This window comes from Bradyrhizobium sp. WSM1253 (assembly GCF_000244935.1).
In the GTDB taxonomy this organism is placed as follows: domain Bacteria; phylum Pseudomonadota; class Alphaproteobacteria; order Rhizobiales; family Xanthobacteraceae; genus Bradyrhizobium; species Bradyrhizobium canariense.
The window spans coordinates 1,111,320-1,132,313 of the sequence record NZ_JH600073.1; the positions used below are offsets into that span (position 1 = coordinate 1,111,320).

General features: G+C 62.6%; 21 protein-coding genes. 6 read left to right on the forward strand and 15 right to left on the reverse strand.

All coding sequences use genetic code 11. The annotated features are described in order from the left end of the window. Positions 1-32: 32 nt before the first annotated feature. Positions 33-1,022 (reverse strand): fumarylacetoacetate hydrolase family protein, encoded by a 990-nt coding sequence (locus tag BRA1253DRAFT_RS07230; protein WP_007592614.1) that lies wholly within the window; start codon positions 1,020-1,022, stop codon positions 33-35. Positions 1,023-1,110: 88 nt separating this feature from the next. On the opposite strand from BRA1253DRAFT_RS07230, the gene BRA1253DRAFT_RS07235 reads away from it, so the two are divergent. The 5 genes from BRA1253DRAFT_RS07235 to BRA1253DRAFT_RS07255 all read left to right on the forward strand — a co-directional run bounded on the left by BRA1253DRAFT_RS07235 (position 1,111) and on the right by BRA1253DRAFT_RS07255 (position 5,100). After that, positions 1,111-2,058: an ABC transporter substrate-binding protein gene (locus BRA1253DRAFT_RS07235; RefSeq protein WP_007592616.1), complete on the forward strand. Its 948-nt coding sequence runs from the start codon at positions 1,111-1,113 to the stop codon at positions 2,056-2,058. Positions 2,059-2,069: 11 nt separating this feature from the next. After that, the gene (locus tag BRA1253DRAFT_RS07240; RefSeq protein WP_007592618.1) at positions 2,070-2,774 is read left to right on the forward strand and encodes a GntR family transcriptional regulator; all 705 of its coding nucleotides are present in this window, start codon (positions 2,070-2,072) and stop codon (positions 2,772-2,774) included. Next, positions 2,771-3,577, forward strand: a complete 807-nt coding sequence (locus tag BRA1253DRAFT_RS07245) for an ABC transporter ATP-binding protein (protein WP_007592620.1) — start codon at positions 2,771-2,773, stop codon at positions 3,575-3,577. Before BRA1253DRAFT_RS07240 ends, BRA1253DRAFT_RS07245 begins: the two co-directional genes overlap by 4 nt. Next, positions 3,574-4,338 carry an ABC transporter permease gene (locus tag BRA1253DRAFT_RS07250; RefSeq protein ID WP_007592622.1) on the forward strand — a complete coding sequence of 255 codons (765 nt, stop codon included), beginning with the start codon at positions 3,574-3,576 and terminating at the stop codon, positions 4,336-4,338. Before BRA1253DRAFT_RS07245 ends, BRA1253DRAFT_RS07250 begins: the two co-directional genes overlap by 4 nt. A gap of 192 nt (positions 4,339-4,530) precedes the next feature. Further along, complete coding sequence (locus BRA1253DRAFT_RS07255) at positions 4,531-5,100, forward strand: ABC transporter permease (protein WP_245285869.1); 570 nt, start codon at positions 4,531-4,533, stop codon at positions 5,098-5,100. Positions 5,101-5,283: 183 nt separating this feature from the next. On the opposite strand, the gene dhaK is transcribed toward BRA1253DRAFT_RS07255, so the two are convergent. The 14 genes from dhaK to BRA1253DRAFT_RS07330 all read right to left on the reverse strand — a co-directional run bounded on the left by dhaK (position 5,284) and on the right by BRA1253DRAFT_RS07330 (position 19,325). Beyond that, entirely contained in the window at positions 5,284-6,273 is a 990-nt protein-coding gene (gene dhaK / locus BRA1253DRAFT_RS07260) for a dihydroxyacetone kinase subunit DhaK (RefSeq protein ID WP_007592624.1), read from the reverse strand. 39 nt (positions 6,274-6,312) lie between these two features. Next, positions 6,313-6,744, reverse strand: a complete 432-nt coding sequence (locus BRA1253DRAFT_RS07265) for a hypothetical protein (RefSeq protein WP_007592625.1) — start codon at positions 6,742-6,744, stop codon at positions 6,313-6,315. Beyond that, the gene (gene ptsP / locus BRA1253DRAFT_RS07270) at positions 6,741-8,339 is read right to left on the reverse strand and encodes a phosphoenolpyruvate--protein phosphotransferase (protein ID WP_007592627.1); all 1,599 of its coding nucleotides are present in this window, start codon (positions 8,337-8,339) and stop codon (positions 6,741-6,743) included. The genes BRA1253DRAFT_RS07265 and ptsP overlap by 4 nt, the downstream gene beginning before the upstream one ends. 5 nt (positions 8,340-8,344) lie before the next feature. After that, positions 8,345-8,659, reverse strand: a complete 315-nt coding sequence (locus BRA1253DRAFT_RS07275; protein WP_007592629.1) for an HPr family phosphocarrier protein — start codon at positions 8,657-8,659, stop codon at positions 8,345-8,347. Then, complete coding sequence (gene dhaM / locus BRA1253DRAFT_RS07280; protein ID WP_007592631.1) at positions 8,652-9,053, reverse strand: dihydroxyacetone kinase phosphoryl donor subunit DhaM; 402 nt, start codon at positions 9,051-9,053, stop codon at positions 8,652-8,654. The genes BRA1253DRAFT_RS07275 and dhaM overlap by 8 nt, the downstream gene beginning before the upstream one ends. Beyond that, complete coding sequence (gene dhaL, locus BRA1253DRAFT_RS07285; RefSeq protein WP_007592634.1) at positions 9,050-9,664, reverse strand: dihydroxyacetone kinase subunit DhaL; 615 nt, start codon at positions 9,662-9,664, stop codon at positions 9,050-9,052. Before dhaL ends, dhaM begins: the two co-directional genes overlap by 4 nt. Then, positions 9,661-10,668, reverse strand: a complete 1,008-nt coding sequence (locus tag BRA1253DRAFT_RS07290) for an ABC transporter ATP-binding protein (protein ID WP_007592636.1) — start codon at positions 10,666-10,668, stop codon at positions 9,661-9,663. The genes dhaL and BRA1253DRAFT_RS07290 overlap by 4 nt, the downstream gene beginning before the upstream one ends. Next, entirely contained in the window at positions 10,661-11,758 is a 1,098-nt protein-coding gene (locus BRA1253DRAFT_RS07295) for an ABC transporter ATP-binding protein (RefSeq protein ID WP_007592638.1), read from the reverse strand. Before BRA1253DRAFT_RS07295 ends, BRA1253DRAFT_RS07290 begins: the two co-directional genes overlap by 8 nt. A 6-nt stretch (positions 11,759-11,764) precedes the next feature. Then, entirely contained in the window at positions 11,765-11,977 is a 213-nt protein-coding gene (locus BRA1253DRAFT_RS07300) for a hypothetical protein (RefSeq protein WP_007592640.1), read from the reverse strand. After that, on the reverse strand, positions 11,974-12,927 hold the full coding sequence (locus BRA1253DRAFT_RS07305) for a carbohydrate ABC transporter permease (RefSeq protein WP_007592642.1): 954 nt from the start codon (positions 12,925-12,927) through the stop codon (positions 11,974-11,976). Before BRA1253DRAFT_RS07305 ends, BRA1253DRAFT_RS07300 begins: the two co-directional genes overlap by 4 nt. Continuing rightward, entirely contained in the window at positions 12,924-13,883 is a 960-nt protein-coding gene (locus BRA1253DRAFT_RS07310) for a carbohydrate ABC transporter permease (RefSeq protein WP_007592644.1), read from the reverse strand. The genes BRA1253DRAFT_RS07305 and BRA1253DRAFT_RS07310 overlap by 4 nt, the downstream gene beginning before the upstream one ends. Before the next feature lie 102 nt (positions 13,884-13,985). Beyond that, positions 13,986-15,332, reverse strand: a complete 1,347-nt coding sequence (locus BRA1253DRAFT_RS07315; RefSeq protein ID WP_007592645.1) for an ABC transporter substrate-binding protein — start codon at positions 15,330-15,332, stop codon at positions 13,986-13,988. Between the two features lie 1,103 nt (positions 15,333-16,435). Then, a complete protein-coding gene (locus BRA1253DRAFT_RS07325; protein WP_007592647.1) occupies positions 16,436-17,629 on the reverse strand; it encodes a serine hydrolase in 1,194 nt (397 codons plus the stop codon). A gap of 55 nt (positions 17,630-17,684) precedes the next feature. After that, a complete protein-coding gene (locus BRA1253DRAFT_RS07330; protein WP_007592649.1) occupies positions 17,685-19,325 on the reverse strand; it encodes an NAD(P)/FAD-dependent oxidoreductase in 1,641 nt (546 codons plus the stop codon). 362 nt (positions 19,326-19,687) lie between these two features. Between BRA1253DRAFT_RS07330 and BRA1253DRAFT_RS07335 the strand changes: the two genes are divergently transcribed. Beyond that, entirely contained in the window at positions 19,688-20,572 is an 885-nt protein-coding gene (locus tag BRA1253DRAFT_RS07335) for a helix-turn-helix domain-containing protein (RefSeq protein WP_007592650.1), read from the forward strand. Positions 20,573-20,994 lie beyond the last annotated feature (422 nt).

The window sequence follows — 20,994 nt, forward strand, 5'->3', positions numbered from 1 at the left end:
GATTGTTCTCGTTGGGGCCGTCAGGCGTCCCTTCAGACTTCTTGCCGCTCGACGCGGTTCTTCAAAATACCGATCTTCTCGACCGCGAGCTCGATCGTATCGCCATGCCCGAGAAACCAGCCGAGCTCGAGGCCGCAGCCATTGCCGACCGTGCCGGAGCCGATGAATTCGCCGGGCATCAGCGTCTCGTCCTGCGTGACATGGGCGATGATCTCCTCGAAGGAAAACAACATGCCCTCGCTCACGCCTTTCGAGCGGGTTTCGCCGTTGACGCGCGCTTCCATCTTCAAATGATAGGGATCACCGATCTCGTCCGGTGTCACGATCCAAGGACCCATCACGTTGCCGCCGTCGAAGCTCTTGCCCTTGGCCGGGCCGAGCCGTCCCTCCATCTCGATGCGCTGTGCGTCACGCGCGGAGAAATCGTTGAAGATCGTGTAGCCGAAGATGTGATCCTTCGCGTTCGCGGCGGAGACGTTCGCACCCTTGTTCTTGGTGATGATTCCGAATTCGAGCTCGTAGTCCATGACCTTGCTGTAGCGCGGCCATTTCACGGTGGTGTTGGTGCCGCGGACGCTGAAGCGGTTGGTGATGTAGAAGATCGGCTGCTTGCGATAGACCTCGGGCAGCTCGCCGAGCGGCTCGGCGTCGATGCGGGCCAGTTCGGCCATGTCGCCCCTGGCGCGGGCGGCGAGCTTCCGCTGCCCGCGTGGCGCTTGCAGGATGTGCAGGGGAAACGACATGCCGTCGCGCATCTGCCGCGGCTCCGGCACCGGCGCGAGGATGTCGACGGCACTGACTGCCGCCGACAGCGTCGCGTCCGGGCCGTGCTTGTCGAGCAGGGCCCTGGCCCGATCGAGCGCGCGGGGCCCGGCGTCGATCAGCGCCAGCATCGAGCCGAAGGCCGGATCGGCCTGGCCGTCCCGCGCGGCGGCGGCGGCGAAGTCGAACAGCTGGCTGTCATTGTCGTGGACGGCTCCGATCTTCTCCTGACCGGCAGATCTGAATGTTGCGAGCTTCATCTTGGGTACCCCTTGCTATCGTTTGAAATATATGATCAGATAAAATATCGATAAACAAGCCTGAAAAATGCAAATTGGGGAGAGCGCGGTGAGGCGAACGCAGATCAAGGCGATGTTGGGTCTCGCGCTTGGAGTTGCAGGGTCCGTTGCCTGGACGGCACCCGCGCTGGCGCAGGCCAAGATCCAGATCGGCTGCACTGCGACCTCCGACTGCGCCTCGGCCATGGTGGCTGTCGACGAAGGCATTTTCAAAAAGCACGGGCTGGATGTCGAGATGACGCCGATTGCGATCAACTCCAACATCCCGGCGGCAATCCTGTCGAACTCGATTCAGGTCGGCGGCCCCACCTCCACCGTCTTCCTCCAGGCCGTCGACGGCGGCCTCGACCTTGTCGCGATCGCCGGCGCCTCGGTCATGAACCCGACCTCGAACACCGCGATCGCCGCCTTCGTCCGCAACGGCATCACCATCAAGGAGCCGAAGGATTTCATCGGCAAGAAGGTCGGCGCGCCCGGCCTCAACGCCTTTCTCCACGTGCTGTTCGTGAAATGGCTCGTGGAGAAAGGCGTCCCGCCCAGAAGCGTCAATTTCGTCGAAGTCACCTTCCCGACCATGGCTGACATCATCAAGTCAGGCGGCGTCGATGCGGTGCTCACTGCCGAGCCGTTCGTCACGCGCATGACCAATGCGGGGATCGGTTCGGTCGGCGCGCGGTACGGCGCCGAGCTCGGCCGCACCGACCCGATCATTTTCTATGCCGCGGGGCGCGACTGGGCCGAGAAGAATGTGGCGACGGTGAAGAAGTTCCGCGAAGCCATCGCGGAGGCCGCCGCAATCGTCAATAGCGATCGCGAGAAGGCCTCCGCCTCGATCGCCAAGTTCACCAAGCAGCCACTCGAGCTCGTCAAGGCGACACCGCCGAACCAGTCCGAGCCGAATCTCAAGCCGGAAAACCTCGCCTGGTGGATCGATGTGATGTCGTCGCAGAAGATGCTGCAGTCGAAACTCGACACCGCCAAACTGGTGCTAAACTGAGGACATTGGCAATGCCTGCCCCCGAGCGCACTCTCGAACGTCCTCCGGCTGAGGCCGGCACTTTGAGCGAGCGCGCCGCAAACCTCATCGAGCAGGACATTCTTTCCGGGGATCTCGCACCGGGATCGCGGCTCGGCATCGTCGATCTCGTGCAGCGCTACGAGATCGGCGCCACCCCCCTGCGCGAAGGCCTGTCCCGGCTGATGTCGCGCGGCCTGATCGTCGGCATCGGCCAGCGTGGTTTTCGTGTCGCCGAGGTCAGCCATGACGATCTCGCCGACATCACCTGCATGCGGACGGCGGTCGAAATTGAGGCGGTCAGGCTCGCCATCCTCCGCGGCGACGTCACCTGGGAGGCCGGCATCGTCAGCGCGCTGCATCAGATGCGCCGGCATATCGAGCGCACCGGCAATGAATTCCGCGAGGGTGCGGCCGATTTCGATCGGCTGCACAAGGGCTTTCACACCGCGCTGCTCGCGGCCTGCGGCTCGCGGCGCATGCTGACCGCCCATTCCGACCTCTACGATCAGGCCTATCGCTACCGCCGCATGATGATGCGCGCCATCGACAGCGGCGAGGAATTCATACGGAGCCACCAGATGCTCGCCGACCGCGTGCTCGCCCGCGATCTTGCCGCCGCGCAAGCGATGCTGGCCGCGCATCTGCACTCGACCATCAATTTCGTGTATCCGGCGACAAGCGGGGAGCAATTATGAGTGTCGTTGCCAGACTCGACGAGGCGCGCGCGGCGCGACGGCAAAAGGCGCTGATCGCGTTCAGCACCGCGACACTGCAGCTCGGCGGCAAGACCATCATCGAGAATCTTGATCTGGAGGTGCGGCCGGGCGAATTCCTCTGCATTGTCGGCGCCTCCGGCTGCGGCAAGACCACAGCGCTGCGGCTCGCCGCGGGCCTCTACAGCCCTACGAGCGGCGTCGTGACCTTCGACGGCGAGCCGATCACCGGGCCGCGCCGCGAGGTCGCGATCGTATTCCAGGATTACGGCAAGGCGCTGCTGCCGTGGCGGACCGCGGCCGGCAACATCTCGTTGGCGCTCGAAGCCTCCGGTGTTCCGGCACGCGAGCGCAGCTCGCGCATCGCGGCGCTGCTGCGCAAGATCGGCTTGTCCGATCACGCTGACAAATATCCGACCGAAATGTCGGGCGGCATGCAGCAGCGCCTGCAGATCGCGCGCTGCCTTGCGCAGGAGCCGACGACGCTGCTGATGGACGAACCGTTCGGCGCGCTGGATGCGATGACGCGCCAGGGGCTGCAGGACGAGGTCCTGTCGCTGACGCAAATGAGCCAAACGACCGTGATCTTCGTAACCCACGATCTCGAGGAGGCGATCTACCTCGGCGACCGCGTCGTCGGCCTCCTGCCGCATCCGGGCCGGATCGGCATCGAGCTCGACGTCGACCTGCCGCGCCCTCGCGACCAGTTGGCCACTCGCGAGCATCCGGAATTCCTGCGGCTGCGCCGGCAATTGTTCGACTTCATCAAGGCGACCGAACATTGAGTCTCGACCGCGCCAGGCCCTTGCTGTTGCCGCTGACGCTGATGCTTGCGTTCGAGCTCTGGGCGCGCCTCACCCACCTGCAGAGCGACAGCCTCGCCCCGCCCAGCGCGATCCTCGCGGCGCTGGCCGCGGCGCTTACCGATCTCTCGATTCCGACCGCGACCCGCGACACACTGTTCGCCGCCTTTTCCGGACTGGCGATCGGCAGTGCCATCGGGCTTTCGCTCGGCATTGCCTTCGGAATGTCGCGGCCGCTTGACCGGTTGATGGAGGTAACGGTCGAGGCGATCCGCCCAATTCCCTCGATCGCGCTGCTGCCGATCACGCTGATTGCGCTCGGCTTCGGCTACCGGATGGAGATCGTGATCGTGGCGTTCGCCTGCATCTGGCCGATGCTGATCATGACGCGCAGCGCCGTGCGTGGCATCGAGCCGCGATTGATGGAAGTGTCACGGGCTTTGCGGCTGAGCGCGGCGCAACGGATCGCGAAGATCGTGATCCCGGCCGCGCTGCCGCGGATCTTCATCGCCTTTCGTCTGTCGGCCGGTATCGCCCTGATCGTCGCTGTCACGGTCGAGATCGCCATCAATCCGATCGGCCTGGGCGCCGGCATCATGCTGGCGCAGCAGGCGCTACGCGCCGACCTGATGCTCGCCTATCTGCTCTGGATCGGCGTGATCGGCTACGCGCTGAACCTCCTTTTGATTGCGGCCCAGCGCCGGCTGTTCGGCCGTGCCGCGCTCACCGGAGACAATCCATGAGCCGCGCTGCGATCCTCTGGCGTTTCGCAAGCATCCTCGTCGCGGCCGGTTTCATCGCGGCGTGGCAGCTCGTCGCCGATCTGCGGCTGGTCTCACCGGTGTTCCTGCCCGGTCCGGACCGAGCCTGGGCTGCCCTGGCGCGCGGCTTCGAGCGGCGATCTCGCAAGCAAGCTCATCGGCACGCTCGAACACATGGCCTATGGCTGGCTCGCCGCTTCGATCGCCGGCATTGCGCTCGGCGCGCTGATCGGATCGTCAAGGATGATGCGCGCCTATGTGGCGCCGTCCCTGGAATTTTTGCGGCCCCTGCCGGTCTCCGCGATCATCCCGGTCGCGATCGCGATGCTCGGGCTGACGCAAGGCATGGCGCTGTTCGTCATCGCCTTCGGCGCGATCTGGCCGATCATGCTCGCAACCATCCACGGCTTTGCCGTGGTCGAGCCGCGGCTCTACGAGGTCGCCCGCTCGCTGCAGATGTCGCGCGGCGCCGTCATCGGCAAGATCGCCCTGCCCTCGGCATTGCCCGACATCCTTGCGGGCATGCGGCTCAGCCTGACGGTCGCGCTGATCCTTTCGGTGGTCTGCGAGATCCTGGCCGGACTCGACGGCCTTGGCCAGTGGGTCTTGCTCTCGGCACGTGCGTTCCGATCCGCCGACCTGTTCGCCGGCGTCATTCTGCTCGGTGCGACCGGATATTTGACCTCAATTGCGGTGTCGCTCGTCGAGCAGCGAATGCTCGCTTGGCAGAGTACAGCCCGATAGCGTGGCGATCCATCGCCAGACAAGAATGGCCCGCGCGATGCGGGCCATTCCAACAATTGAGCCGCGAGGGCTGCATTGAACTTTCGATGGATTTTCTCTTGGGTGGGAACGACGAGGCTTAGTTTCGCGGGAGCGGAGTCGATAAGTCATTGTTTGTGATCAAAACCAAGCCGCGAGCTGAGATCAGACGCCCCACCGCAGAGCTGCCGTCTGCACCGGGGCATCCCATAATTTCGTCGACTTGCTATCGAGCACAGATACGGTGATCGAGACACCAGCCATGTCGAGGGATGTGACGTAGGAACCGGTCAGGTAGCGCGCCACTGCCACCCCCGCGCTGTCCAGAATCCGCTTTGCGGCATTGACCATCAGATAGAGTTCGATCAGAGGCGTCGCGCCAAACCCGTTGACGAGAAGCAGCACTTCACTCCCCTTGCCGGGCGCAAGATCGTTCAGGATCGCATCGAGCAGCTCGGCGGCAATCGCATCGGCGGACGCCAGCGTCACCCTGCGCCGGCCGGGCTCACCATGAATGCCGACGCCCATTTCCATTTCATTGTCGGCCAATGCGAAGTTTGGCCGCCCTACGGCCGGCACGGTGCATGGCAACAGCGCCACCCCCATCGAGCGCGTGCGCCGGTTGACCTCTTCGCCGAGCGCCGTGAGAGCGGCAAGCGGCATTCCGGTCTCGGCCGCAGCGCCGACCATTTTTTCCACGATCAATGTCCCCGCGACGCCGCGACGACCGGTCGTATAGGTCGATTTCTCCACAGCCACGTCGTCGTTAGTCACCACGCTCGCAACTTCCCGTGCGGCCATCTCGGCTGCCATGGTGAAATTCATCACGTCACCTTCGTAGTTCTTGACGATGAAGAGCACGCCTGCGCCCGTGTCGACGGCCTCCGCGGCCTCGATCATCTGGTCTGGCGTCGGCGAGGTGAAGACTTGACCGGGGCAAGCGGCATCGAGCATGCCGAGGCCGACAAAGCCCGCATGCAGCGGCTCATGTCCCGCGCCGCCACCCGAAATCAGCGCGACCTTGCCTGGCTTCAACGTGCGGCGCCGGACGAATTTGCGCTCGGCACCAAGAAGCAGGATACCCGCATGAGCTGCCGCGAAACCGTCCAGACTTTCTTCGAGTATCGTATCGGTGCTGTTGATCAGCTTTTTCATGAACGTCCTCCCATCTCGTCTAAAGTTCAAATCAATGGCTCAACCCACACTTTCGGCATAGCGCGCGAGTTGCGCGGCGAAATCCACAATCAGCTGTTCGAGCGCACGGTTCTTCTTGTCGTCGCCGAGGTCGGGTACGGTCACCGAGACAATGCGGGTGCGCGCCTCGCGATGGGGTGCGCGCAGCCGGCCGGGATGCGCGCGTCCATAGGCTTTGAGGAACGCCGCACGCTCAGTGCCGGACAGATGGCAGACTTCGAAGATGATCGCGACATGCTTCGCCGGAATAGGAACCAGATAGGCCGGATTGGTGATCTGGGTCACGAAGGAGCGATTCTTGCCCAACGCCGCCGCCAGCTTCAGCCGCGTCCCCGAGGGCCTATTGTCGAGCACCCGTCGCAGGATGGCCTTGTAATCCGCCACATTGCTGTCACCAGGCGCGCGGGTATCCTCGCCTGCTTCATCCGTCATGAACGCACCTTTGCGATTGCGGCCTTGAGCCGCGCGACGGCAATCGGCGACACCGAGAGAATTGTCAACCCGGTGGCGATCAGCGCCGCGGTCAGGCGCGTATCGGCCGCGGCGTCACCACAGAGTGAGACCTCCACGCCACGCTTTCGTCCGGCCTCGACAGTCCGAGAGATCAGCGCCAGCACCGCCGGATTGCCGGTATCGTTGAGGTCCGCGACGGCACCGACGTCGCGCGCCGCCGCCATCGTGTACTGGGTCAGGTCGTTCGAGCCGATGGAATAGAACGCCGCGCCGAAATCCTCGGCGCGGAGCGCCGCCGCCGGGACCTCGACCATGATGCCGAGCGGCGGGTGGGCGCAGGCGATCCCTTCGGCCCTGAGCGCCGTGAACTCTGCATCCAGCAGGGCATTCGCACGGTCGAGCTCCGAAGGAACCGCGATCATCGGCAGCATCACCTTCAGCGCCCCGTGCACAGCCGCGCGGCACAGTGCCCGCAGTTGCACCCGAAACACTTCCGGCCGCGCGAGCGAGAGACGGATGCCGCGCAGACCGAGGAACGGATTGCGCTCGTTATCGATCGTCAAGCCGGCGATTGGCTTGTCGCCGCCCGCATCGAGGGTGCGGATTGTCACCGGCCTTCCCTCGGCCCACTCGAGAATGCGCCGATAGACTGCATATTGCGCATCCTCATCCGGCAGGCCTTGGGCCGCCTCGAACAGAAATTCCGTACGCACGAGGCCGATGCCGTCGCAGATTGCAGGATCGAGGCCGGCGAGGTCCTCGGGCGCGGCGATATTGAGAAGGACCGCGATCCGCCGGCCGTCGGCCGTGCGTGCGGACTCAAGGCAGGCGGCATCGGCGGCGGCTTGGGCGGCATTCGCAACCGCCATGCGCTGTTCGAACAGGCGGCGCGTTTCCGGCTCGGGATCAAAGATCACGGTGCCGGCATCGCCGTCGACGAGCGCCAGCGCAGGTGGCTGTCCGTTCCACGACAGTGGGCCGAGCCCAACGACCATGGGCGCCCCGCGCGCCCGCGCCAACATCGCAACATGCGAGGAAGGTGAGCCCGCAGCCAGCGCGATGGCGCCGCCGTGCGACCAGTCGGCAGCAAGAAAAGCGGAAGGGGTGATGTCGTCAGCCGCCACGATCGAGCCGCTGGTAATCCTGGCGACCGTGTCCACGCCGCTCAGATGCGCAAGCACGCGGTCGCGGATGTCGACGATATCGGCCGCACGGGCACGGAAATATTCATCTTCAGCAGCGCGATAGCCAGCTATCTCCACGTCGAGTGCCAAGCGCCAGGCGTGGTCGGCAGTGATCCCGTCCGAGATGACCCCATATGCCGGCTCCGCCAGCGCATCATCCTCAAGCATGGCGACCTGGAATTCCAGAATGTCGGCTACATCGCCCCGGATCGTCTTGATCTGGTTGGCGATCTCCGCCCTCGCGCCCTCAATCGCCGCCCGCAGTGCCGCCGCCTCTTGCGCGGGATCGTCGCTCGCTGTCCGCCTGGCCACAGCCGCAGTCAGCATGGTGACCGGTCCGATCGCGAGACCCGGCGAGGCAGCACGGCCGGTGAGATGGATCTCTGCCACTGCGATCAGGCCTCACCGAAACCGTCATGCACAAGCGCCAGTACAGCAGCAAGTGCTGCCTTGCCATCGGAACCGGTAACGCGGAAATGCAGTGTTGCGCCCTGCGGCGCCTTCACACGCATGACCTTTACCGGGCTCTTGGCGTCCGTCCAGGGCCCGTCCGCCGAGAGGGCGAGCTCTATCTTCGCGGTAAAACCCTTTGCGCACTGCGTGAGCTTGACCGACGGTCGCGCATGAAGTCCGACTTTGTTGACGAGAACCGCCGAGGCTGTCAGTGGCACCGCCGTTTCGCCCGGCCGGCTGGCGTGAGCATCATGCATAGAATTCCTCCGCGCTACGCTTGACAGCGGCAAGCGGCGAGCCACCCGAAGACTCGGTTGCCGCAATCACAGCTCCCTCGACCACCGGAGCATTGCAGACGACGACGCGCGCGCGTCGATCTTCAGGCAGCATTTCCACCGCCATCTCGGAATTTGTCTCCGCCCCGCCGAGATCAACCAGCACCGCCACGCCTGCGGGCGACCACGCCGCTTCAATCGCGTCGAGGATCCCGGCAACATTGGTGCCGAGCCCTCCATCGATGTCGCCGCCTGTCCAGGCGAGCGGCACGGCGCTGCCTACCATCTGGCGCACCATATCCGCCGCGCCTTCCGCGATCTTGCGCGAATGTGAAACGATAACGATCCCGACATTGCAGGAATTTGAACTGTTCATGAACTTGCCTCGAATTCCAGTACCTTGACTGCCGCGCCAATCAAAAGGGACGCCGAACGCGAACCGGGATCCATATGACCGATGGAACGTTCGCCGAGAAAGGACGCACGGCCGCGGATCGCAAGCATGGGCGTGGTGCGATCGGCCGCTCGCGCCGCTTCCGCTGCAATCGCCTCGGCATCGCCACCGCCCGCCAACACGACCTGCACCGGCACCAGGACATCCAGCAACGTTTTCTGCCCCGCCTCAGAACGCCCGCGCGCCTTGACGGCGTCGATCGCCTTCTCGGTCGCTGCGACGAGATCAGCGCGGCTCGGCTGCTCCGGAAGTGCCTTGCCCAGCTCCATGAAGAAAGTTCCGACCAGCGGCCCCGAAGCACCGCCGACCTTCATGACTAAAGTCGTTCCGATCGCCTTCAGCATGTCCGGGAGCGCCTTGTCGGCAAGGCCCGGCAATGCCGCCAGCACTGCCTCGAAACCACGCTTCATATTCAGTCCGTGATCCCCATCGCCAATCGCCTGGTCGAGGCTCGTCAATTCGTCGGCGTGCTCGATCATCGACCCCGCCAGCGCTCGCACCAGTCTTTCCCTGGCTACCCGATCAAGGCTCATGCCGCTACCCTCCAGCCCATCGCATCGAAGAACAGAGGTTTGTTCAGACAGAGCGACACCACATCACCGGCGCCGAAGCCCGCCTCGGGATCCGCCAGCGTCACCACCGGCCGGCCGGCGAGGTCGAGATGGAGATGGCTCTGATCGCCGAGATGTTCAACCCGTTTGACGGTCGCCGACACATCGCCACCGCCGCGCGCAATCGTCAGGTGCTCGGTCCGCGCACCGATCGTCTCGGCGCCATCAGGCGCGCCGCCGAACAGGGCCGCCGGCAGCAGATTGATCGTCGGCTGGCCCAACCTTGCCGCGACATGCGCGTTGATCGGGTTCTCGTAGATTTCGCGCGGCGAGCCGACCTGCATCAGCCGCCCGCCTTCGATTACACCGATGCGCGACGCCATGGTCATCGCCTCGGTCTGATCATGGGTGACATAGAGGATCGTGGCGCCGAGATCGACCTGGATCCGCTTGAGCTCGAGCCGCAGTTCGCCGCGCAGCTTCGCGTCCAGCGAGGAGAGCGGCTCGTCCATCAGGTAGATCGAGGGCGAACGGACCAGAGCCCGCCCGATCGCGACGCGCTGCATTTGCCCGCCCGACAGCTGCGTCGCCTTGTTGTCCAGCTTGGTCTCGATATGAAGAAGACGTGCGACCTCCTGCACCTTCGCGCGAATATCGGCTTCCGGCACGCGCCGGGTCGGCGCGCGCAACGCGAAGGCCATGTTCTCGAACACCGTCAGGTGCGGATACAGCGAATATTGCTGGAAGATAAAGGCGACGTCACGGTCCGCCGGTGCATCGCAGGTCACGTCGCGCCCGTCGATGCGGATCGAACCGCTGTCCGGCTGCTCCAATCCCGCGATCAAGCGCAAAGCCGTGCTCTTGCCGGCACCAGTCGGCCCAAGCAACGCGACGAACTCGCCATCGCCAATTGTCAGCGACAGATCGTTCACAGCTTGCGTCTTGCCGAAGGCCTTGGAAATGGCGTTGATCTGGACCTCAGCCATGCGCGCCTCCCTCATGCAACGCGGTACGAATGGCCCGGCCCGACACCTTGTCGAAGACTGACAGCGTATCGGGCCGGAAATCGAGCCCGACAGTCTCGCCGGTCCGGAAGGATCTGCTGCTGGGTGAGCGGGCCTTCAGTGCGCCGTAGTGCGTCGTCACGGTCACGATCTGCGTCGTGCCGAGATATTCCGTGCCATAGACCACCCCGCGGACCATGCCGCGATCGGTGAAGCGCACATGCTCGGGCCGCACCCCCAGCACGAACTCGCTTTCCGCCATCGCCTCGCGCAAGGGAGGAATTGGAACGTCGCGCTCACCGAGCCGGATCGCCTCCGCGCCCGTCTGCAGGTGACCACGGAACGGCAGAAGGTTCATCGGCGGCGAGCCGATGAAATCCGCAACGAAGAGCGAAGCAGGCCGGTCGTAGATGTCGCGCGGGCTCGCAACCTGCTCGACGACGCCATTGTTCATTACCGCGATCCTGTCGGCCATCGCCATGGCCTCGAGCTGGTCATGCGTGACATAGACGGTGGTTGCTCCCAGGCGGTCATGCAGGGCGCGTAGTTCATGAATCATGGCCTCGCGCATCTCGGTATCGAGCGCGCCGAGCGGTTCGTCCATCAGAAAACACTTCGGCTTGCGCACGATCGCTCGCCCCAGCGCGACGCGCTGACGGTCGCCGCCGGAAAGGCCCGACACCGATCGGTCGAGCAGATGGGAGATCCGCAGGATGCGCGCGGCCTCTACGACCCGCCGATCGCGCTCGGCCGCACTGATCCCTTCGCATTTCAGGGGAAAGCCGATGTTGCGCCGGACATCCATGTGCGGATAGAGCGCGAAGAGTTGGAACACGAAGGCGATGTCGCGCGCCGATGCGCGGTTCATCGTCACGTCCTCGCCATCGAGCCGGATGGTGCCGGATGTCGGCAGCTCCAGGCCCGCAATCATGCGGAGCGTCGTGGTCTTGCCGCAGCCGGACGGTCCAAGCAGGCAGAGGAACTGGCCGTCCTCGACCGTGAAGCTGGCGGACTTGACCGCATGGAACGTCCCGAAGGACTTGTCGAGTGCCTCGACCCTGATCTGTGCCATCGCGCCCTACTCCCGAACCTTCGACACGATGGTGAACATCACCGTGCCGAACAGGGTCGTCGCAAACGACCAGGAATACAGCGTCAGGGAGAATGGCTGCATCAGCATCACGACGCCGGCGGCGATGATCGCGGTCGCGGCGGCTTCGAGCGGACCACGGCGCAGAACGCGATCGGCAACACCGCGACGCGCGACGGATCGGGTGGCATCGATACTCATTTGCGGACGGCTCCAAAGGTGATGCCCCGCAGCAGATGCTTGCGCAGCAGCACCGTGAACACCACGATCGGCACCAGGAACAGCGTCGTGCCCGCCGCCACCGCGGGCCAGTCCTGTCCGCCCTCGCCGATAATGATCGGAATGAAGGGCGGCGCGGTCTGCGCATTGCCCGAGGTGAGAAGCACCGCGAAGGCGTATTCGTTCCAGGCGAAGATCAGGCAGAAGATCGCCGTCGCCGCAATTCCCGTCGTGGCCTGCGGCAGCACCACCTTCACGAAGGCCTGAAAGCGGGTGTATCCGTCGATCATGGCCGCCTCCTCATACTCGCGCGGGATTTCGTCGATGAAGCCCTTGAGCAGCCAGACCGCAAGCGAGACGTTGACCGAGGTGTACAGCAGGATCATGCCGAGCCTGGTGTCGGACAATCCGATGCTGCGGTACATCAGATAGATCGGGATCGCGACCGCGATCGGCGGCATCATCCTGGTCGATAGGATGAAGAACATCAGGTCGTCCTTCAGGGGCACGCGGAACCGCGAAAAGCCGTAGGCCGACAAGGTGCCGAGCGCGACGGCGAGCACGGTCGAGCCGAACGCGATGATCAGCGAATTGACGAAGCGCGGCACATAGTTCGAGGGACCGGCGACCACCATGTTACGGCTGCGCGCGAGGCTGTCGCAAAGCCCCTGCGGCGGCCCCAGCGAACGGATGAACTCCGGGGTCTGGCGCGAGCGGGTCGTGAAGACGTTACAGAAGCCTTCGAGCGATGGCTTGAACATCATCTTGGGCGGATAGGAGATTGCATCGTCCGGCGACTTGAACGCGGTGAGGATGATCCACACCAGCGGGATCATGGTGATGATGGCATAGAGCACGACGAGCGAGCCGGCAAAACGCCGCGTCGTGGTCGACGGCTCGACGACGGAATGGGCTGTGGTGGCTGAGATCATCGGCTTTTCACCCTGTTCAGCGCCTTCACATAGATGTTGGCGAGGCCGAAGACCGTCACGAACAGGATGATCGCGAAGGCCGAGGAATAGCCGGTGCGCCAGCTCTCGAACGCCGCACGCTTGAGCGTGATCGACGCAACTTCCGTGGTCGACCCCGGCCCACCGCCGGTCAGCAGGTTGACCATGTCGAACATCTTGAAGTTCTCGATACCGCGGAAGAGCACCGCCAGCATGATGAACGGCAGCGCCATTGGCAGCGTGATCGACCAGAACTGCCGCCATTTCGACGCGCGGTCGACCTCCGCCGCTTCATAGATGTATCCAGGGATCGAGCGCAGGCCCGCGAGACAAATCAGCATCACATAGGGCGTCCACATCCAGGCATCGACGATGACGATGGCCCAGGGGCTCAGCGTGACGTCGCCCAGCATCTGGAACGACGAGGCCGCGCGTCCGGTGAAGAAGGCGACGACGTAGTTGAACAATCCGATCTGCGGCTGATAGAGGAACGTCCAGAAATTGCCGACGACGGCAGGTGACAGCATCATCGGCAGCAGGATGATCGTGGTCCACATCCCGTGGCCGCGGAACTTCTTATCGATGAGGTAGGCAAGGCCAAATCCGAGCACGGTCTCGATCACCACCGTCCAGATCACGAAATGCGCCGTCACCTGCATCGCCGCCCAGATATCCGGATCGGTCAGTATCGACTGGTACCAGTCGGTGCCCAGCCATATCGTCGGCGCGTTCGCCCGATTGGCGCGGTAGTTGGTGAACGAGAGATAGATCGTCCACACCAGCGGGAAGATATTGATCGCCACCAGCAGCACGATCGTGGGCGTGATAAAGAGCCAGGCGAGCGCCTGGTCCGACAAACCCCGGATACGACGCGCCACGGCTGGCCGGGCCGGGACGGCCCGACGGGTGATCTGGGACGAAGCACTCAAATCGTTCATGGCTTTGGTCGATCCTCGCGCCGGGACCATCAGCTATGCGACAGCTGCCGAGATTGCCGAAGAGTGCCTGGAGCGCGCTCGCGTGCGCCCCAGGCGGTTGCCTTAGAACTTCTTGCCTTCTTCCTTGAAGATGGCCTTCCAGTCCTTCACCAGACCGTCGAGCGCTTCCTGCGCGGTGCCCTTGTCCGCCACCACGTAGTCATGCACGCGCTTCTGTTCGGCCTGCAGGAGTTGCGCATAGGAGGGCTCGGCCCAGAAGTCGACGACCATTCCCATCGACTTCAGAAACTCCCCGGCGAACGGCGCGCTGTTCGGGAAGCTCGGATCGTTCAACACGGACTTGGCGCAGGAATAACCGCCCAGCGCCCACCACTTCTTCTGCACATCCCCGCCGGAGAACCATTTAATGTATTGCAGCGCTTCGCCCTGGTTCTTCGAATAGGAAACAACCGAGATACCCTGTCCGCCGAGCTGCGTCGCCTGTGTCGCGGGGCCCGCGGGATTGCTGAAGAAGCCGATCTTGTCGCCGCCAACGTTCGGATCCTTGTAGAGGCCTGGGAAGAAGGCGAAGAAGTTCATCTGCAGCGCGACCTGGCCTGACTTGAACGCATCAAGTCCTTCGGACATGTAGGAGTTGGAGGCGCCGGGTGGCGTACAGCACTTGTAGAGCTCCTTGTAGGCCTCAAGCCCCTTGACGGCGCCGGGCGAGTTGACGAAGCCGTCCATCGCATAGGGCTTCTTGGGATCCTGATATTGGAAGCCGTAATCGTAGAGATAGTTCGACACGCCCATGGTGATGCCTTCCGAGCCGCGCTCGGTATAGATCGAAGCGCCATAGACCTTCTTGCCGTCGATCTCACGGCCCTGGAAGAATTTCGAGATGTCTCGCAGTTCGTCGAGCGTCTTCGGCGCAGCGAGATCGCGGCCGTACTTGGCCCTGAAGTCGTTCTGGATCTCTGGCCGCGCAAACCAGTCCTTGCGATAGGTCCAGCCAACCGCGTCACCCATGGCGGGCAGCGCCCAATAGTTTGGCGTATTCTTCGGCCACTCCGAATAGCCGACCACGGTGGCCGGCATGTAGTCGTCCATGCTGATTCCTTCCTTCTTGAAGAAATCGTTGAGCTTGACGTACTGGCCGTTCTCCGCGGCGCCGCCGATCCACTGAGAATCTCCGATGATGAGATCGCACAACGAGCCGTGCGAGTTAAGCTCGTTCAGGAAGCGATCGGCATAGTTGGTCCACGGCACGAACTCGAACTTCATACCGATGCCGGTCTTAGCGGTGAAGTCCTTCGACAGTTCGACTAGCGCGTTGGCAGGGTCCCACGCGGCCCAGCACAGCGTGATGGTCTTCGCCTGCGCGTGCGCAGGGGTAGTCCCCACTCCGGCACTGAGCGCGGATGCCAGAACTCCGAAACTAGTAAGAAGCGCCTTTACTGTCTGTTTCATAACGCTTTCCCTCCCAGTGGGGCCGGCCATCGACATGGCGCGACTCTCCAACCCGCTCGAATGCTTCGAGCAGAGCGATACAGTCCTTCACGGGCTGAACGACTAACGGACGTTTCCTCGTGCCTGCCTGGATTCTTAGGGATTCAGCCAAGCTCGATTTGTTTAGTGAACCACGATATACTAAACATTGCAAGCAGGCTGTTCGGGCATGTATCGGCGGCCCCACGAGCCCGCGCTCGACATGATCTTGTCGGTCAGCGGCAATGACATTTTTGGGACGAGCAGAGAAGATTTCCGCCGCGATAGCGCGACGCCCGTTCAAGACCTTGGTCTCTCCCTCCAAGCCATCATGGGCAAGTATGAGCTAGCTCCGGCAACCGATGTCCAATTGGGTGCAATCGGGGACGGTGTACTCTCACAGACGACAAAACAAGGACCGCTCTTTCCTCCTTGCTTCTCGATCCATGATCCTGCCGCAGCTCAAAATCGTGGAGACGCAGCCACCGATACTGGCATTCAGTTCGGCTTGCGATCTAACCGACGGTGCTCCCCTTTCGAGGGCGATCGGCGCCGTCGTCGGTGCGTTCATGCTGCCCTGGATGAAGGCGACCTTTGGACCCGACAGCGCTGAAGCGCTTGTCAACATTCTTCCGATTACGTTGCCAACTTGAGCTCTACGTTGCGTCGACGCCCTTGGCCTCATGCAACGCGCAAAGATTCGTAAGCGACTTAGGTGGTCAGCACCGGCCAAACGATGGTCCATCCTTAGAGCCACGAACCGGGCAGCCGCACCAGTTTCGCCTCAGAAACGGCGTGAACGAACCGCAACGAACGCGATCGAGCCCGAACGAAACTGCAGCGAAATCAGCGAACCCGATCGATAGTCTGCCGCTCATAACGGTCTGGTTGCAGGTTCGAGGCCTGCCGGGCCCGCCAGCTTTCGCTTGCTTCGCGAGCTGCGGCTCGGCAAAGCCGGTGCCGCAAAAGGCATGGGATTATAGTGACAGTGCACTCAATGGCTCCGGTCCCTTTTGCGAGTTCGAACGCTCACAGCTAAGTGCACCGTCACGCAATTCCTACAGTTTCGTGTCGTTCCATCAAACCTAGCTCGCCATTCGCTGTTTCAGGCTCTGGTAAAATGCCGTCTCGAAATTCATGTAGCCGATGAACGATGTCGGGTCCCCGAAGGGAAGAATCTGGGTGGCCCAGAAGCCACCGACCCCATTCTGCCGATCGATCCAATAGAACAGATTGGCAAGGCCAGCCCAGCCCAGAGCACCGGCGGGACGCCCGGTAGGGGCTTGCTCATCATTGATCATGAAGCTCAGCGCCCAGGATTTTGACTGGCCGGGGAAGAACTCCGCGTCGTTGCACAGCGACGGGATGACGCCGGTAATCGGCGTCACCTTCTTGTCGCCCAGATGGTTCTTTTCAGCCATGCGCACGGTCTCCGCCTTCAGCACGCGGCCGTGCTCGCCCGCGCCGTCGTTTAACCACATCCGGATAAAGCGCATGTAGTCGCCGACCGTGCCGTAAAGGCCATGGCCGCCCATATGCACTTCGGGCTTGGCCGGCAGCTCGAAATCCATCGGGGTGAGCGAGCCATCGGCACCTCTCGCATGGATCCCGGCCAGCCGTCCGCGCATCGCATCGGTCAGCTCGAACGTCATGTCCTTGATGCCGAGTGGTTCAAAGATGCGCGTCTTGAAGACGTCACCAAGCCTTCGGCCGGTGATGGCCTCGACGATCTGGCCGCACCAATCGAGATTGGTGCCATAATCCCACCGCTCGCCCGGATCGAACAGCAGCGGGGTCATCAGGCAGGCCTTGGTCGCCGTGATCACGCTCGGCTGATCCTTTTCCTGCGCCAGCCGATTGTAGGTGTGATTGATGAAATCATAGCTCAGGCCTGCGGTGTGCGTCATCAGCATGCGCGTGGTGATGTCGCGCTTCGGAGGGCGCAGGATCGGGTCGCCCTTGTCATCGAAGCCCTCGATCACCTGGAGCTTGCCGATCTCGGGCGCGTATCGCTTGGCCGGCTCATCGAGATCGAGCTTGCCTTCCTCGACAAGCTGCAGGATGGCCGTGGCGGTGATCGCCTTGGTCGTTGAGAATATCCCGAAGATGCTGTCGGTCGTCATGTTGGCCGCCTGGTCGAGACGGCGCTTGCCGGCTGCCCCTTCGTAGATGTTACGATGGCGGTTCGTCACCATCGCGACGACGCCGGGTACGTGCGGCGTCGATGTAACGACATCGTCGAGAACGGTGTCTGCCACCGCACCAAAATTCATGGTCATGATTGTTCTCCAGCCTGAATTGGATTGATTGGGTCGACACTTCCCTTGGCAGCCCTCAATGCATGTCGAAACCCGGGTAGCCGCTCGCCGCGACTTCATCGCATTTCTGGCGATAGGCGCCGACGCCGCCGCAATAGGACAGCACCCGGCGCGGCTTGCCTTCGACGTTCGAGCCCAGGTACCAGGAATTAGTCTTCGCGATCAGCGTCGCGTTGGCGATCTCATCGTGATGCGCCACCCATCCGTCTTCCGCATCCTTCGTCGGCTCGACGACCTTCAGATTCTTGCCGCGCATATGCCTGATGCAATCATCGATCCATTCGACCTGCTGTTGCAGGCACGTGGTCATGTTGCAGAGCGCCGCTGAAGGGGCGAGCGGCACGGCCGTCGTGAAGAGATTCGGATAGCCGTGAACCTGAAGGCCCATTGTGGTGCGGATGTCCCGGCTCCAATCCTCCTTCAGCGAGCGGCCGCCGCGACCTCTGACATCGATGCGCGTCAAGGCTCCGGTTCCGGCGTCGAATCCGGTGGCCAGAATGATGATGTCGAGCTCGTGGATGGCGCCGTCGGCGGTCTGGATTCCCGTCGGTGTCACCCGTTCGATTGGATTTTCCTTGACGCTGACGATCTCGACATTCGGGCGATGGAAGGCCTCGAGAAATTTCTGCTCGAGCGGCACCCGGTGTGTCCCGAAGCCATAATCGGCTGGGATCAACGCGTCACACAGCTTTGGATCTTTGAGCCGTTCGCGCATCTTCTCGCGCACGAATTCGGATATCTCGGCGTTGACCTCCGCGTCGAAGAACAGCTCGCCGAACGAGGATATCCACAGCTTCAGCGAGCCGTCATTCCAACAATCCTCGATCACCTCACGGCGCCGCCCTGGCGACAGTTCGGCCCAGGCGTGCTCGAAGTCATACTCGAATCCGGTGAAGGTGTGCGGGAGGCGCTCCGTGAACGACTTGAATTTCGACTTGTAGGCATCGACATCCGCCGCGCCGTATTTGGGATTCTTCATCGGGATAATGTATTGCGGCGTGCGAATGAAGACCTTGAGGTGACCGACCTCGCTGGCGATCGTCTGGATGACCTGGATTCCGGTCGCGCCGTTACCAATGACGCCGACGCGCTTGCCGGCCAGATCGACCGGCTGCTTCGGCCAGCGCGCGGTGTGGAACAACTGCCCCTTGAAGGTCTCCTGCCCCGGAAAGGACACGTGCGGGGCCGAAAGCATGCCGCAGCAGGTGATCAGGAACTGGGTATCGATCACGTCGCCCTTGTCGGTCGTGACCAGCCAGCGCTGGGCGGCTTCGTTGAAATGAGCGCTCTTGACCGTCGTACCGAATTGGATGTCCTTGCGCAGATCGAGGCGATCGGCGATGTAGTTCAGCCAGCGTTCGATTTCGGGTTGGCCAGGGAATTTCTCGCTCCAGCTCCATCCCTTGTAGAGCTCTTCGGAGAACAGGTACTGGTAGATATAGGCTTCGGAGTCGAAGCGCGCGCCAGGATAGCGATTCCAGTACCAGGTGCCGCCGACGCCGGATCCAGCATCGATCACCCTGACGTTCAATCCCTGTTCACGCAGGCGATAGAGCTGATAGAGTCCGGCGACGCCGGCTCCAACCACCACGGCGTCGAATTTCGCCGTTACATGCGCGCCGTTGCTTCCGTCGAACTCGGTCACGGGTTCTGCCATTTTCCCCTTCCTAGGGTGTAAGAGCGCGTGGCCTCCCCCATCCGTGCTGTGACCGGATGATGGTGCATCGCGTCATTGTTGATCCCGACGGCTCGATCGGATGGGCTTGTTCTGCTTGCGACGCTCGTGCCGTTCTTTCCACTCGGCAAGGGACTGCGGCACGCTACGAGATTGCCTGCGCCTGGGGCTTGAACAAAACCGACAATCCTTTGAACGAGGCCACTGGTGCCGCGGTCTCAAGGAGCTGATCCGGACGCAGTTCGCTTGGCAAAAGCCAAAAGCGGCTTATGCTGCTGCGCAGCTGTTCGGCTCATGAGAAGAAGAAGCGGTCAACCGCGCCTTAGAGGGAGGGAGTTCGCGCGATGGGCCGGTTCATTACGGTCGACGAGCTGCCACGGTACGCGCCTGGCAAGTTGATGTTGGACAGTTCGGCGGTAGGAAAGGCCGACTTTCGGCTGCGGGTGTTCCGCTATGCGCCATCCGACATCTGGGTCCCCCCGTCCGAGAACTATCTGATCGTCATCTATCGCGAAGGCTCGACTGCGATGAACCGCCGCGTCAGCGGCGCGTGGAAGCAAGATCACGTCGGCCGAGGTGTTACGACGCTGCTCACGCGCGCGGAAGCTTCGAATTGGCGATGGAGCCATGATCTCGAAGTCAGCCATTTCTACATTTCACCGACCTTGATGGCAAAGACTGCGGGCGAGGCCTTCGATCGCGACGCGGAGGCGGTCGAACTGCACGACCTCCTCAAGATCGAAGATCCGGTCCTGACCTGGATCGGCGACCAGATGGTGCAAGAGGTTTCCGCCGGAGGACCGGGTGGCCGCCTCTGCTACGATGCGCTGGCTCTTCAGGCCAGCGTGCACATCCTGCGAAGATATGCCTCCGTGCAGTTCAAGATGCCCTGCTCGCAGGGGCGCTTCAGGCCTGCCCATGCGCGGCTGATCGAAGACTATATCGAACAGAGCATCTCCAGGAACATCACGCTGGAGGAATTGGCCAACATCTGCAACTGCACGCCCGTGCAGTTCGCGCGCAAATTCCATGTGCATTACGGAATGCGTCCCCACGCCTATGTGCTGAGCCGCAAGGTGGAACACGCCTGCCAGCATCTCCGCAAGGACCGCTTGCCGCTGAAGGAGATCGCGCTGCTCAGCGGGTTTTCGGACCAGAGCCATCTCAACCGGGTCTTTCGCCGACACATGAACCTCACGCCTGCGGAATATCGCAAGCAATCGGCATGAGGCAGACCTGAGCGAGAGGGAAATCGCAGCGAAGCAAATACCTGGGCGGCTTTCGCCGATTTCTAACGCCCTGTTTCGCACAAAAGCGACCTCATCAAATCAAAATCAACGCGCTCGCTCGTGACGAAAACCCGGAAAAACTCGCGGCCTCCTCGATATTCAGCCGCATAACGGTCTGGTTGCACGTTAGCGCCCGCTGACGGAGCAGCGGAATCTACGGTTGCTGACGATCTGCGACATCACTGGGCATTCATACCGAAGCGCGCAGACCATCGTGAAGCACTACCGCGCCCGCAATGCGGCTCGCGCCGATTCTGGTATCGACAGGCTTGAACTGTAGGTGCGGAAGGAAGTCATGACGAGCTGAACGCAGACCGGTGGGTCTCGTGCTACAGTGGTGGATGGGCTCGGTCCTAATTATC